The sequence below is a fragment of the Weissella sp. MSCH1 genome, from assembly GCF_045799135.1.
GTDB lineage: Bacteria > Bacillota > Bacilli > Lactobacillales > Lactobacillaceae > Weissella.
Map to the genome: position 1 here is coordinate 218,957 of NZ_JBJMBA010000046.1, position 14,772 is coordinate 233,728.

Consider the following 14,772-nt stretch of genomic DNA (forward strand, 5'->3'; position numbering starts at 1 on the left):
AGCATTACGCGCACGCCCCATAAACAGCCAGTTCTATTTACGGTGTGCATATCGTCTAAAATAAAGCATGCTATACAAATATAAATCCAATAAAAAGGATAGTCATTCGATGAGTAAAAATAACATCAGTCGCCCCCTTCATCTCGCCCTCAAATTAATGTCCGGTGAACATGTAATCCCCGAACAATGGGCAATTGAAAATGACGTCAGCATCCGATCAGTGCAACGCGATATCAGTAACATTCGAGAAGCACTTGGCACTATGCATTACCCGGCCGAATTAGTCGCCGATCAGAAACTAAAATCCATCGCAATTGCCCGCAAAAACACTTTCGACAGCCCCGCAGCGCTCACGCTAGCAAAGCTTGTTCTAGCCAGTCGCGCATTCAATAAGGATGAAATGGAACAACTCATAGCCAGCATTCTCGGCATGATGAGCACTGACGAAGCCGATCAAATCCGTACCACATTACGTAATGAACAGATTGCGTACACGCCGGTCACCCATCATAAAGATTTAATCAAATTAATCTGGGCCATTAGCGGTTATATTGATGCTAAGCAAACAATTGCGTTCACCTATACCAATGCACAAGGTAGGAAGAAGAAATTATTCGGACTCCCCACTGGTTTGCTGTTTGATACGTACTATTTCTATGTCATCATCCACTTTCAAGCAACGGAGCACCACGCCGAACGCGACGCTTACTATCGTCTCGATCGCTTTGATAGCCTTGAGCCAGAAAGTCGACATATTGCTTATCCGTATGGCGAACGTCTCGAAGAAGGCACTATTCGGCAAACGAACAACCTCATGCAAATCGGTAAGACGATACAAGTCGAGTTCGACTACACCGGGTTAATCTCGGCTGCTCTAGATAAGTTCCCAAACGCCAAAATTAAACACGAAGGAACCGCAGATATCCCCACTCGAATTCGCATTCCTGCAGTGACTGATGCTGGCTTTAAAATGTGGGCTCTCAGCCAAGGCGCCCGTGTAACAGTGGTCTCACCACCATCGTTACGTGACGTGATGATGCAAGAAATCAATCAAATGCTCACCCAATATCAAAACTAGCGAAACACCCGTCATTCTTGGCGGGTGTTTTTGCTTAGACATTGTGCCTTTAAATCGTTAACTCCATACGTTGCTTCATGACGCTCGCCAATTTATCCAAAATTTCTTGCACATCTTCGTCATCTTCATAATCATCACGTGCGACAATGTATTCATTACGCAACTCAAACTCTCGACTGACCAATTCTTCAATGCGCACCAACCGGTCTAAAACATTCACCGGTACATCCCCAACCACTTGGCGAATTGCCTTTTCGCGAGCACCAAAAATACCCGCTTCCTTCTGCTCATTCAACTGCTGAACGGTTGGCGTTTCATCAGCAATTAATTCATTGAACATTGGCAACTTGCGTAGTGCAGCCATTTGATCATTACCAAACAACGACCACCCAAGCCCCTGTACCAAGGGTTCCGCCTCATATTCACCTAACTTAACCAACTTTTCGACTGCATTATTCTTTGCCATCTTATCTGACCTCTTTCCTCTTGTATAACCACATACTACAAAAATCACGCGACACTATTTGTCGTTAAAAGCGATGTAACCACCATTCTTCAACATCCAGTAACACGCTAACCGGCGTTTGATATGCCGACAGCATCATTTCAGTATCAGCTGTTTTGTCTTGCCATTGTTGTGCCCGTTGGAACGTTTTATCTAAGCTGAAGAAAGACAGCACAATTGTTAATGCTGCTGAATTCCCGGTCATAAAAGTCCTTTCATCGTTAAACAACGCACTGTCTGAATCATCAACAATCTGGACAGTCGCACCCGCTGCTTTCAAAACAGATGCGTACGCTGGCATGAATTGTTGTTGGTAACCAACCAACACAATATCCAAACCAGCTAGCGTCTCCTTGGGATGATCAACCATCAGTCGTGCCTGGGTTGCCATTGCATCCGTTAAAAATGACGCATAGTCTGTTACCTCAAATCGTTCGTCATCACCAAACGACCCCGTTATTAAATTGCCAACAAATGCTACTGCTTCGGTATCCATAATTATCACCTCGCTTTACTTGATGACATCAGTATAAGCAAGGTACACGACACTATTTGTCGTTGAAACAAAAAATCAGACCTATATCTAACAGTCTGATCTTTCTAAAAACTAATCGGCATCGTCTCAGGCAACCAGACTAGTCAAATCATCTTTAATTGTTAGTTAGCGCTTGTTGTAACTCCTCGACACCAAACGTCTCCTCCAAATAGCACCGTTGTGCATCAACCTTTCCCTGCAACTCAGCCAATTCCTTTAAAGAAACTGTTAACTCATGTGCTGCCTGTTCAAGTGCCGATACTTGTGGTGCTTCATCAAACCGGTCAAATGTCTGCCCGTGTGTCGCCACATAATGACTAGCCAATTGGTCACCACGGTGGGCACGTTCCCATAGCTCATTCACCCATCGACTGCGACTAACGTTACCGTATAGTCCATGCTTGCCTGTCCCCATCTGGTCAATCGCCATCATCAACTTCACCGTCGTCACTTCACGTACATCGCCATTAACTTGCATCTTTTCGATACCATCCAATAAAAATTTGCATAAAAAAACGACACCCAAAATCAGTAGGTGCCGTTATCATTAGCACCTATCCGTTACCAGTGGAGCACCTTGCATCGCTGTAGGTTGCTGTCGGGTCATCGTGTGGTATCACTCACCGAACTCTTGATAGGTTATCGTATTAATATGTGACTTTAGCTTAATTGAAAATATAATCGGCGTCAACCCGCAATTAACAATTCGTGTGCTACACTTACATCAAAAGACTCTGGAGGACAATGATTATGAACATCTCTGTTTCCTTTGATGACAACGGTCTGTTGCCAGATAAGTATGCTAAGTTTGCACCCGCTGAATATCGTAAAGAAGACATGCCGGTCGTTAACTTTCCAATTGCGATTACCGATATTCCTGCCGGTGCCCAATCACTAGCAGTGGCTGTTATCGATTATGACGCCATTCCAGTTGGTGGTTTCCCATGGATTCATTGGGTTGCTGCGAACCTTCCGATTAGCGATGTGCCAGAAGATTTAGCAAACGCCGACATCACGTACGTACCAGGTACAAATTCAATGTACAGTGTGATGAAAGATGGTAATCCTGAAATCACACAGTCATATGTTGGCCCTATGCCTCCCGACCAGACTCACGATTATACATTGACGGTCTATGCCGTGGATACAACATTTGACTTACAACCTGGCTTTTTCTATAACGAACTCCGCAAAGATCTAGTTGGTCATGTACTAGCTGAAGCGTCTCTCGAACTGCCAGCCAGAAGCGAATAAATTCCAAAACTAACAGCCCCAAATCTGATGAATGCAGATTTGGGGCTGTTTTTAATGCTTTGCCACGCGATTCGTTAGCATCATGGCTGGCAAAATAATTAATAGCGCAAAGATAGTCGCATAGAAAAAGCCTTCGTGATAAGCACCAACCAGTTGTGCCGTTTGGGTTACATGATGTGCCGTTACATAACTCGCAATCACCGTTGCTAAAACAGCTGAACCAAAGGCCGAACCAACTTGCTCAAACAGCTTCGATCCCAATGATGCTTGTGATGAATCAGCACGATCAATGCCAACATAAGCATCAGCTTGAATGGCTGATTTAACAGCAGCACCACCGATACCGCGTACAAATACTACGACAGCGATTAACCAATAAGCTGAACGGGCCGTGAAATAGACGAACGGCAATGTGCTAGCCACTGATATTGCGACACCAATGAGCACCACCCAACGGGCACCCAACGCGTCAATCAAGCGACCGATTGTTCCACGTGAAACGAGCATGCCAACACTTTGTGGAATCAACGCAACAGCTGCCAGGACAACACTTTCACCACGAACGTCTTGGAAATACAGTGGCAGTAAAATCATTGGGCCACTCGTAATGAAACCTACTAAAACATTAGCAATCATCGCGCCTGTGAAATTGCGGTGCTTAAATAAACGAAGTGGCATCACTGCAGTATCTGGCTTACGCAACGCATAAACAACATACGCACCTGCCAAGAGTAGGCCAATCCCAACCAACTCCATCGTTGTATTATTCATAAACGTACCAGCTTCACTCGCTTGCACAATGCCGTACACAATCGTTGCCGATGCCGCGATTAATAGCGTGACGCCGACACCGTCGAACTTAGCTGCTGGATTCTTAGGTGCAATCACCGGTACCAACTTATGCAACGCCCAGGCCGCAAGCAATACAATTGGCACATTGATAAAGAACATCCAACGCCATGACACATACTGGACAATCAAACCACCAATGATTGGCCCGGCCATCGGTCCCAGTGTCATCGGCAACCCCACAATTGACATCACGCGACCCATCTTATCACCACCGAAGATATCAACAAGCAGTGTGAACATGACGGGCATTAACAGCCCAGCCGCAAAGCCTTGGACCAGCCGAATGCCAATCAGGACCGAAATTGACCAGGCACTACCGGCTAACAAAGACGCTAAGCCAAAGACAATTTCGGCCCAGAAATAAACCGACTTACCTGAAAAACGATCAAGTAACCAACTTGAAAAAGGAACTGCGGCGCCCATGGCCAAGATAAATCCAGTCACCGTCCATTGCACCATATCTAGCGTCGTATGTAGACTTTGACCGAGTTGATTCACTGCAATATTAACCATTGTTGAATCAAGCATTGGTGCCATTGCACCAAGTACTAGGACCCACGCTATTCGGACAGCCGTGCGGGGGAGTTCTGTTGCATTTGTCATGTATAAAACCTCATTATAATTAATTCTTAAGTCGTCGACCGGTTTTTGTTTCCTTGTCAACAAAATACAAGTTTACGCCTTTTTGTTTCCTTGTCAACAAAAAGAGAACAAAAAATAAGCCACGATCCTCATTAGAACCGTGACTCTTAATCCTTATCTTGTTGTAATCGTTCATCGAAGTGGGCCGTTAGCGTTTGCGCAAAGGCCAGCATTTGGTTTAATTCAGCGTCAGAAAGTGTTGCAAAAACAGCTTCATCCCGCGCATAAATATCATTGTGCAAGGCTTCGTGACGCCGGTTGAGTTCCTCACCGGATTCCGTTAAGCGGAAATAGCGCTCTTTCTTATTAGCTGGCTTTTGAAATGCCACCACCAAGTCCTTCTCAACTAACTTGTTCATTAATTTTGTCACGCCACCTCGTGTCATCCCCGTCGCTTCCGCTAATTCCGTTACATTCGGCTGATCCAATTGTCCAACCAACGCCACAGTTTCAACCTCAGCATGCTTGTAATCTTGAAACTGCGTCGTCACCGCACGTCGATTCAATTGCATAAATTTTTCAACAACGTCCATATAGGCCGTCATAAATAACTCTTCTCGATTTGTCATCCCGATTACCTCAATTCCATTATACAAAATTGTTTCCGTCTAAACAAAAACTGCTCATCGCAATCATGCAATGAGCAGTTTCAATTTTTTTATTACAATCCGAAGATGACCAACAAGATGGCGGCCATGACGAAGTTAACAACCATGAACAACTTCATAAACGTTGCTGATGAATCTGGTTCGATTTGACGGAAGACGCGATAACCAATCAAGTTGGCCATTGACGCAACAACCGTTCCCAATCCACCGATATTAGAACCGATGAACAATTCACGCGCATGATCAGTAAATGTTGAAATCAAAATCGTTGATGGCACGTTTGAGATAAATTGACTCAAGAAGAATGTGCCAAACAGTACGTGACTCTTCGTGTTAAACAATGTCCCGATTAAGTTACGTACCGCTTCGATATGTGCCAAGTTATTTGTGGCAATAAAGAAGAATAAGAACGTTGCAAGTAGACCATAGTCGACCAACTTCAACATATCATGACGGTAAATCAGAAAAGCGATCAGAATAAGCGGAATCACAACATTGAAGGGGGTCCAACCAAAGATGGTGGCAACCAAAATCAATCCCGTAATGCCCAAGAAAACTAACCGACCGTTATCGACCTTATTCGCTGGTCGCAAATTGATATCCAATGGCGTAGCACGAACAAACCGTGTGATGATAAACATCAAAATCAATGACACGACCGTCAAACTAGCCGACCACTTGAAGAATTCACCCACGGAAACGTGGTAGAACCCATACATGTACAAATTCTGTGACTTTCCAAATGGGAATAGGATGGCACCCGAGTTAGCTGCCATGATGATCAATGTTGATCCAATGACTTTCAATCTTGCTGATAAATCCTTGGCCAAACGTAGATAAATTGGCATCAACGTTAGAATCGCAATGTCGTTTGACAAAATCATCGCCCCGAAGAATGACAAGAATGTCACACTGGTCATCAACGTGCGGGCATGGTGGCTACGACTAACCAGCCAAACTGACACAGCGTGCAAAACGCCAGCCCGTTCCAACAATCCAACCCAAATCATCATCGTTGCCAAACTGAAAATGGTATGCCAATTAACAGCCCCAAAATCAGGTGTGTTAAAGAATGACGTGACGACCGCTAGCACCAGACTAGCCGTAAACATCACGTCCCCTTTCAAGTACGTAAAGATACGATTAATCATGCTTGCGGCTCTCTTCCTCTAAAACCCGTCCATTAGCGTTTGCTAGTCGAATAATTTCATAAGCTTTTGCAGCCATTAATGACGTCAGACCAGCGGAAAGAATCATCGCTGGAACGAGTGCAACTGCCATGCGTCCTGTCGTTAGTTGACTATCTGCATGTTCGTGATGTGTCATGACACAATCTCCTCCAAGTAAAAAACTCAACTTATCTATTATCAAGAAATTTTAACCATTTAGCAAACATTGAAATGTAACATAACCCCCCGTAAAACAACCGTTTTACGGGGGTAATAGTTTAAACTCGTACAAGTTCTTATTTAATTGGGGCTTCGTACCCACATGAACGAACGTAAAAAGCTTTAACAGCTTGAAACGTTCAGGGTTTAAGCGTAACATTCTTTACAATTTAAATCGTTTTACTACTCTTAATTGCCAATTAGTCGCATCAACCAATCCGCACCATAGAGCATCGCTAAGCTATACGCAAAAATCGATAATGGCTTACCCAGCACAATAATCAAGGTAAATTCTCGCCACGTCATTTTCGTTAAACTCGTTAACAAAACTAGCGTATCGTCTGGCGCAATCGGTGAAAAAATCAATAACGCGAAAGTGATATGCCAACCTTTCGAATCTAATTTATGCATGTATTTTTGCAAGGTCTGTTCACTAACAAAAACATCAATAATCCGATGACCAAAGCGACGTCCGAGCCAGAATAACGCGAGTGATCCGAGCACAATCCCAATGTAGTTGTACAAGAACCCCCACCATGGGCCAAACATCACCACCCCAGCGGCCAGCGAAACGCCACCTGGTAAAATCGGAATAACCACTTGGATAATTTGAATTAAGATAAAGATTAACGGCGCCCATATGCCATATCCCTTTAACAAATTAATCAAGACTTTTGAATCACTAAAAGCCCCCATTTGATAAAGTTTGAATACCGCCCATATCGTTAGTAATATCCCCAAAATTGAGACGCCTTTTAAAATCAGTTTGACATGATACAATTTCATTTCTGATTCCCCCAGACTTAAATTAAACCATGTTTTGGCGCATTTTTCACGGATTTACTAAAGCATTCGCCAATCACAAGATGTTTTCACATTATTTAATTTGAAATATGCGGTATACTGCTCACAAAGCTATTAATTACTATATGAAATGAAGCTTAATGGGGGAATAAATGATGTTAGCCGTCCTAAATTTTAAAAACTTAGTTGACTTTGAAGAACAGTTGCAATTTCTCGACGATTTGAGCCATGCTGACGTCCAAGTCGATCTTAAAATTTCACCAACGTTGCCTGTACCCAATGATTTTGAGAATTTTGAAATCATTAGCCAAAACTTGACCATTAAAGAGCGCACGGTCGGCGAAATATCGCCTAGCGTTCTCCACCACCTGCACATTTCAACCAGTTTCATCGGCCACTTGGAACGTCGTAAGTCTTTGAACGAAGGACTCCTAATTGTGCGCAAGCGTTTGGAAAATGCGTTGGAAAATGATATCAAGCCAATCATTTCAGTTGGTCAATACAGTAATTTAGAATTGGTTACTGAAGAGCTTGATATCTTGTTGAAAGATCAACCAATTACGAAGCCAATTATTATTGCTTACGAATCACTTGCATCAACCGAAATGGGTCGTGCACTATACTCAATTGATGAAATTCGCGACGTTCACAATAAAATTCGTGAATTCATGACGACGCATTACCCAGCCATTGATTACCAATTAATTTTGGGTGGCCACATGGACGAAGTTGGTTCACCAATTGCCAACGCGATTGGCTACGATGGGGTTTTGATTGGTGATCGTTACCACACACTCGATTCGTTCCAACCCGTTTTGAACGTGCTTAACAACTTAAGTCGGTGAACAAAATAAAAACAGGATGCCGCAGCATCCTGTTTTTATTTTTAGAGAGAGTATTGAGTGAGAAAGAATTGTCTGATGTCCATAATCCAAACTTGGTCTCTACCTCCTTGTTTGGATTAACACGTCCAGAACAAAACTTAAGTAATGAAATGATCAGTGAAAGAATCCCTAATGATTCAGCATAATCGTCTATCGCAGATAACGACCGCAAATCGTCAAACACCTGCCTTGAGCATGTTACCCCAGATGATAACCATAGTTATCAAAAACACCCCAAGTCGTTTTGGTTCCCTATAAAGTGAAACGCGTTTGTGTTTAACGTTTTCCCGTCGTCAGACAACCACGCCGCTTCTCTTTCTCTTGCACGTATTATTTCTATTACATTTATTATCATAAGCGCTAGTTACTTTTCGTGCATGCAATTTTTTTACCCTTTTTAAAAAACAAACAAATGCTAACCAACGGCCTTCATAACGGTTAAACGTTTTAACATCACGCCATTTTATAATCATTTACTCATGCGCAGTACTGAACTAGCCACCACTTTTACTCGTTAAAATAGACTAAAAATGCGGTACGACAACCTCGTCGCACCGCATTTTATTTTCTAATTTTTGACTATCGCGCTTCGTATCTTAATTTAATACCGTGCATCTTTTCAAACTTATCGGCTTTCACGATATTCATACGACGTCGTAATTGCTCAAATTCTAATGACGTGGGCATTGACGTCCAAATAAAGGTGTTTTCAGCCGGAATATTTGAATTATTAATATCCGAAATCAAAATATCCGTATCATCATCAATGTATTCTGATATTTCGATATTCATCGCTCGCATTCCTAGAATCATATCCGTCAAAATCGACTCCAACCCAATCTGATAGTTGATATCCAAGGCCACCTTAATCTTTGGAAATACCTGATGCATATCAAAAATTGACGCAAAACCGGTATACAATACTTCAAAGAATGCGCCACGGGCTAACGTAATATCAAGATGACGCCGTTCTGCAACATCATCAATAACATCCAACGCCAATTCTGCCATTAGTGGGAACTGCTCATACGCCGCATCCAATCGCACACGATTGCGACTTTCATCCGGTGTTGGGCTTGTTACCGCCGCCACCATTAATTCAAAGAACACTTCAAAAAAAGAATCCTGTTCAAATGTGGTTAAGTGCGTATTGAATAATTTATTGTAATGCGTATCAACAATTTGAATAAACGCTGCCAGCATACTCATAAACAGCGGCGTCATGTTTTCACGTCGCTTCATTTCAACACCGACACCAATACTGAAAAAGCCCATCACAACATAGCGTCCCTCACGACGGGCATCTTCAGCCGTTAACGCTGGGAAAAGTTGCTTCACCAGTTGTTCAACATACTGGGTCAACTGACGCGTTTGCTCATTCAATTGATCATTTGGCAACAAAAAGGCATCTACATCATCATTCGAAATAACATGACCATGTTGCAATCGACCTAACCAAATCGCAATCGTAAACCGAATCGCAATGCGCTTGGTCTCACGTAAGCGTTCGTCATCAGGCTTAATATAATGAATCACTTCATCCAAGATTTGATTAATCAGTTGCTCATCACTGTTCTCAAACGGAAACGCGCGGTCTGCAAAATATAGTTGAAAAATGCGGAAATACATTGCGCGTACTTCTGATTCATTACCAGCCAACTTATAGTCAGGCGTAATCACAACACCATGTCCTGCGAAATAGTCGTCTAATTCAAGCTTGGCATTACGCGTTGTCGATACAGTTGTGAGATTCCGCACCGCAAAATCATCATATGAGTGCATGGTTTCATCAAACAATTCTTTCATTAACAACCACGGAATTGACTCGCGCAAATAATTAAGGCGGAACATCGTGGCATCATAATTACGTTCACGGTTTAACATCAACGTCTTTTCATCATCAGACAATGTCACGAATGGTTCAAAATCCGGATAAAAAGTTGCTAAATCCGCCACCAAATCGTGAATCGTCGTTAACGCGATATATTTTGACCAATCAAACGCCTCTTGGACCATCTTAATCGATAACCGTAACTCTGGGCGCTGAATTAAATATTCTAACAACGCAACTTTTTGTCGGTCTTTTTTCTCAATCATCCACTGCATGTCACAACACTCACTTTCTCACTATGAGACTCCCCACTATCTCATACTCAATTCTCATTACCATCATATAACTGATTTCCCAAAAAATCACGTTGTCGTAACATGAAATTCGCAAGCATCCATTATATCGGCCAATAATAAAATTATACCGTGGGGTCAACGTAAAATTGCAAAGAAAAGCCTCCACCGCAATCTGCGATGAAGGCTATCTTTGTTTCACGTGAAACCTTATTAATGATTTGTTTGTAAGACGTAAACGAACCCAATGAATATTACTGCCAAGGCATACATAATTGGGTGGACCTTCTTACCACGGCCAGTTACCAACATCAAGAATGGGTAAACAATAAAGCCAATGGCGATTCCATCAGAAATTGAGTAAGCCAATGGCATCCCAATCACCGTCAAGAAGGCTGATGCTGCAATTGGGAAATCTTCCCAGTTAACAGCAGCAAGGTTAGCTGCCATCAACACACCAACGACGATCAATGCTGGTGCTGTCACGTGTGACGTCACCACGACTAGCAATGGTGAGAAGAACAACGCCAATAAGAAGAAAATTCCGGTAAAGACTGACGTCAAACCACTGCGACCACCAACTGCGATTCCAGTTGACGATTCAACGAAAGCAGTTGTTGGTGATGTACCAAGCAAGGCACCACCCAACATACCAATTGAATCAGCCATCAGTGCCTTACCAGCACGTGGCAATTCGTTGTTCACCAAGAATCCACCTGAGCGGGCAATTCCGACCAATGAACCGGCTGTATCAAAGAACGCAACCAACAAGAACGTTAGAATAACTGGCACCATTTGGAACGTAAAGACATCCTGCAAGCCAAAGATAGCTTGACCAAATGTTGGCTTCAAACTTGGCACGCCGGCCACCAACGCTGATGGCGCATGAATCAAGCCCGTTAACAAGCCCGCAACTGACGTGATAGCAATACCAATGAAAATTGCGCCCGGAATCTTACGAGCAAACAAAGCAAAACTGACCAAGACACCAAAAATCGTCAACATTACTTGCGGATTACTCCAATCACCCCAGCCGATGATCGTTGACTTGTTAGCAGAAATAATCCCACCATCAACCAGACCAATCATCGCGATGAACAAACCAATTCCACCAGCAATCGCCGCCTTCAAATCTGCCGGAATGGCATTAATGATGGTTTCGCGAATTCGGAGTACCGTCAAAATCCAGAAAATAACACCAGCCACAAACACCCCAGCCAATGCTGTTTGCCATCTAACGCCCATTCCGATTACCACACTGTAAGCAAAGAAGGCGTTCACACCCAAACCAGGTGCAATGGCGAAAGGATAGCGCGCAACTGCGCCCATAAAGATCGTTGCAATCGCCGCAATCAATCCAGTTGCCGTGAAGACAGCCCCTTTATCCATCCCCGCTGCACCCAAAACAGATGGGTTAACGAACAAGATGTAGGCCATCGAGACAAATGTCGTTAGGCCGGCCACAAATTCCGTCCGTAACGATGTCCCTAACTCAGACAACTTGAAGTAGCGTTCAATCATGAAGCATAACTCCTTTTTTATATGCAATTTTTCCTAAAAAACAACTTAACTATTATCGCACGTTAAACGGTTCAATACAAAGGTTTCATTAACATTAATAAAAAAGAGGCCAAAAACGGCCTCTAAACACGAACATTATCTCGATTTTTCCGAACAATTAATTTTTAAATTGATCCGTTGGAATTAATGCAAAGATAAATCCAACAATATTAAAGATGATGGCCAAGATTGCCCAAACAACCAGATGCTTCACCCCAGTATCGCGAACTCGGCGCACAATCAATGCCAAATCCGGCAAGATAATTGCCAAACCGAATAGCACCACGATAATCCCGATTGGTGACGTCAGCCATTGATTGTTTTGGGCACCAACCCCAGCAATCGCGCTTAGCACACCAATAATAATGGCGTTAATAATCGTTGGAATCCAGTAATCTGATCGGGTTGAACGCCCTGAAAAATTAACGTAATTTTGCCAAAATGCCTTATATGATGTCATGATAAAATCCTCCTAATTATTTACCCTCAAACAATGTAACGTAATTGTAACATTACACGGCAGAAATCGGGTACTGAAAAGTCCTCATTAGCATATATTTGTATGTGGCATCTTGCTACAATGATATTAGAGGGTTATGACTATGTATAACGAAAATGGACAAAAACGTCCTTTAACAAGCTGGGAAACGGCCCGTTTTTTTATCGTCGGGTTACTATTTAATGCGGTCGGCAACGGCTTAACCGTGGCCACAAACATGGGGTCAGCGCCATGGACCGCCTCCGCAGCCAATCTATCAAACGCCACAGGTTGGTCAATCAGCTTATTTTTATTCTCTTATGGTTTTATCGCGGCTATTTTAAGTTGTCTACTCCTAAAATCCATCGATTGGCCTCGTGTGCTTGGTAACCTCACCTTTCTCTTGGCCTTTAGTGTCATTATTGGTCTGGTCTCATCATTCTTTACAGCGCACGGGGTTGGACAACTCCCAATGCTCTGGCGACTAATTATCGACATCATTGCCATTATTTTCGTTGGGTGTGGCGTTTCAATCACTCAGCGTTTGCAGTTTATTTTGCATCCCCTCGATGATCTAACAAACCTAACTCGGTTCATGTTCTTTAAAGGGAACGCAGGGGTTGCACAAATCGTAAACTTCGCCATTCCCATGGTAATTTCCTTTGCCATGTGGGCCATTACCGGTAGCATCGTTGCCGTCAACATCGGAACCTTGGTCTCGTTTTTCTTCCAAGGCCTTGTTATTTCTATTGCCGACCAGCGCGTCATCGGGCATCTCGATCACAAACTATCATTGGCTAACCAGTGATTCACTTACAAATAATCGTTGACACTATGGCATTTGGCCTTATGATTAGTATCAACAAATCAAACCGACGATTTGTTTGACGACAAATTGCCGGTTTTTCTGACCCATCAGCTATGGAGAAAAATCTATGACGCAACGATTTCGACTAAACACAAGCTTACAAGATTTCACATTAAACGTCTTAAACGGGAATAGCTTAGGTATTATTATCGCGCTCATTCCCGCTGCTTTAACCAGTCAATTACTGACTTTCTTCGGTCAACATCCCTGGGTGACAACCGTGACGATGATGACCAACGTTGCCCAAAGCATGTTGCCTATTATCGCGGCCTTCGCCGTTGGCGCCTTCTTACGACTCGGCACCCTGGAATCCGCCGCGATTGCGTTAGCCAGCATTGTTTCCGGTGGCGTGGTTCACAGCAACAGCAACGGTCTCTATACTCTAGCTGGTTCCGGCGCAATTCTAAACGTCATGTTGGTGACCTATCTATCAGCGGGCTTAGTCCTATTACTCCAAGATAAACTGGGCCAGTTAAAATTAATTTTTTTGCCCACCATCGTGCTTTTAGTTGGCGGAAGTATTGGCCTCGTCACCTTACCTTGGATGCTAACGATTCAAGGGTTTATCGGATCACTGGTTGCCAGTGCGACACATTTTTCACCCCTTCCCATGGGCATCATCTTAGGGATGGCTTTCGCTGCCTTAATCGTGTCGCCCCTATCATCGGTTGGCATTGCCACGGCGATCAATCTTGCAGGCGTCGGGGCTGGTGCCGCCAATGCAGGGATTGTTGCTGGTGCATTAACATTAGCTTGGATGAGCGCTACAGTTAATCCAATTGGTGGCACCATCGCCCATGTGATTGGCTCACCCAAAATCCAAATGGCCAATCTCTTAAAGAAGCCATTGCTATTCGTTCCGGTCATCCTAGCTGCTGGCATTACTGGTGGCGTCGCAACACTGGCGCACATCCAAGGCACGCCCTTCTCCGCTGGTTTCGGGGCTTCCGGTTTAATCGGACCACTAACCGCTTGGCAAGTTTCTGGCCATGATGGTTTAATTTGGCGCATTAGCTTAGCCTACTTGATAGCGCCCGTATTAACCGCCTGGCTAATGACTGTCATTTTTGTTAAAAAAACACACCTGATTACGCCAGCAACCGATTTAAAAATTCCGCTCTAACGCACCACAGTTAAAAACCGCAAATACGCTGATTCAAAGTCGCGTATTTGCGGTTTTTAAACGTGTTCC

At 43.5% G+C, this 14,772-nt stretch carries 16 protein-coding genes; 5 read left to right on the forward strand and 11 right to left on the reverse strand.

The features are described from left to right. Positions 1–109: 109 nt before the first annotated feature. Complete coding sequence (locus ACJ28U_RS11550) at positions 110–1,078, forward strand: helix-turn-helix transcriptional regulator (protein WP_407619365.1); 969 nt, start codon at positions 110–112, stop codon at positions 1,076–1,078. Positions 1,079–1,127: 49 nt separating this feature from the next. Here the strand turns inward: ACJ28U_RS11550 and ACJ28U_RS11555 are convergent, their stop codons facing one another. The 3 genes from ACJ28U_RS11555 to ACJ28U_RS11565 form a co-directional block, all read right to left on the reverse strand. Then, positions 1,128–1,544, reverse strand: a complete 417-nt coding sequence (locus ACJ28U_RS11555; RefSeq protein WP_407619366.1) for a hypothetical protein — start codon at positions 1,542–1,544, stop codon at positions 1,128–1,130. A 64-nt stretch (positions 1,545–1,608) separates the two neighbouring features. Then, positions 1,609–2,079 carry a hypothetical protein gene (locus ACJ28U_RS11560; RefSeq protein WP_407619367.1) on the reverse strand — a complete coding sequence of 157 codons (471 nt, stop codon included), beginning with the start codon at positions 2,077–2,079 and terminating at the stop codon, positions 1,609–1,611. A 154-nt stretch (positions 2,080–2,233) separates the two neighbouring features. After that, positions 2,234–2,596, reverse strand: coding sequence for a hypothetical protein (locus tag ACJ28U_RS11565; RefSeq protein ID WP_407619368.1), 363 nt, complete (start codon positions 2,594–2,596; stop codon positions 2,234–2,236). Between the two features lie 272 nt (positions 2,597–2,868). Between ACJ28U_RS11565 and ACJ28U_RS11570 the strand changes: the two genes are divergently transcribed. Beyond that, a complete protein-coding gene (locus tag ACJ28U_RS11570) occupies positions 2,869–3,372 on the forward strand; it encodes a YbhB/YbcL family Raf kinase inhibitor-like protein (protein WP_106444500.1) in 504 nt (167 codons plus the stop codon). A 51-nt stretch (positions 3,373–3,423) separates the two neighbouring features. Here the strand turns inward: ACJ28U_RS11570 and ACJ28U_RS11575 are convergent, their stop codons facing one another. The 5 genes from ACJ28U_RS11575 to ACJ28U_RS11595 form a co-directional block, all read right to left on the reverse strand. Continuing rightward, entirely contained in the window at positions 3,424–4,827 is a 1,404-nt protein-coding gene (locus tag ACJ28U_RS11575; protein ID WP_407619369.1) for an MDR family MFS transporter, read from the reverse strand. A gap of 146 nt (positions 4,828–4,973) precedes the next feature. After that, complete coding sequence (locus ACJ28U_RS11580; protein WP_407619370.1) at positions 4,974–5,435, reverse strand: MarR family winged helix-turn-helix transcriptional regulator; 462 nt, start codon at positions 5,433–5,435, stop codon at positions 4,974–4,976. A gap of 92 nt (positions 5,436–5,527) precedes the next feature. After that, complete coding sequence (locus ACJ28U_RS11585) at positions 5,528–6,625, reverse strand: SLC13 family permease (RefSeq protein WP_010371141.1); 1,098 nt, start codon at positions 6,623–6,625, stop codon at positions 5,528–5,530. Further along, positions 6,618–6,800, reverse strand: a complete 183-nt coding sequence (locus tag ACJ28U_RS11590) for a hypothetical protein (protein ID WP_010371143.1) — start codon at positions 6,798–6,800, stop codon at positions 6,618–6,620. Before ACJ28U_RS11590 ends, ACJ28U_RS11585 begins: the two co-directional genes overlap by 8 nt. Positions 6,801–7,051: 251 nt before the next feature. Continuing rightward, the gene (locus tag ACJ28U_RS11595; RefSeq protein WP_099087609.1) at positions 7,052–7,648 is read right to left on the reverse strand and encodes a TVP38/TMEM64 family protein; all 597 of its coding nucleotides are present in this window, start codon (positions 7,646–7,648) and stop codon (positions 7,052–7,054) included. Positions 7,649–7,818: 170 nt separating this feature from the next. Between ACJ28U_RS11595 and ACJ28U_RS11600 the strand changes: the two genes are divergently transcribed. Beyond that, a complete protein-coding gene (locus tag ACJ28U_RS11600; RefSeq protein ID WP_407619371.1) occupies positions 7,819–8,511 on the forward strand; it encodes a triose-phosphate isomerase in 693 nt (230 codons plus the stop codon). A gap of 618 nt (positions 8,512–9,129) precedes the next feature. Here the strand turns inward: ACJ28U_RS11600 and ACJ28U_RS11605 are convergent. The 3 genes from ACJ28U_RS11605 to ACJ28U_RS11615 all read right to left on the reverse strand — a co-directional run bounded on the left by ACJ28U_RS11605 (position 9,130) and on the right by ACJ28U_RS11615 (position 12,694). After that, positions 9,130–10,647 carry a helix-turn-helix domain-containing protein gene (locus ACJ28U_RS11605; RefSeq protein ID WP_407619372.1) on the reverse strand — a complete coding sequence of 506 codons (1,518 nt, stop codon included), beginning with the start codon at positions 10,645–10,647 and terminating at the stop codon, positions 9,130–9,132. A 240-nt stretch (positions 10,648–10,887) separates the two neighbouring features. Further along, positions 10,888–12,195 carry an NCS2 family permease gene (locus ACJ28U_RS11610; RefSeq protein WP_010371156.1) on the reverse strand — a complete coding sequence of 436 codons (1,308 nt, stop codon included), beginning with the start codon at positions 12,193–12,195 and terminating at the stop codon, positions 10,888–10,890. Positions 12,196–12,352: 157 nt separating this feature from the next. Beyond that, positions 12,353–12,694, reverse strand: a complete 342-nt coding sequence (locus ACJ28U_RS11615; protein WP_407619373.1) for a DUF805 domain-containing protein — start codon at positions 12,692–12,694, stop codon at positions 12,353–12,355. A gap of 142 nt (positions 12,695–12,836) precedes the next feature. Between ACJ28U_RS11615 and ACJ28U_RS11620 the strand changes: the two genes are divergently transcribed. Together ACJ28U_RS11620 and ACJ28U_RS11625 are read left to right on the forward strand one after the other, a co-directional pair. Continuing rightward, entirely contained in the window at positions 12,837–13,520 is a 684-nt protein-coding gene (locus ACJ28U_RS11620; protein WP_099087606.1) for a hypothetical protein, read from the forward strand. A 127-nt stretch (positions 13,521–13,647) separates the two neighbouring features. Beyond that, a complete protein-coding gene (locus tag ACJ28U_RS11625; RefSeq protein ID WP_407619374.1) occupies positions 13,648–14,703 on the forward strand; it encodes a PTS sugar transporter subunit IIC in 1,056 nt (351 codons plus the stop codon). Positions 14,704–14,772: the final 69 nt, after the last annotated feature.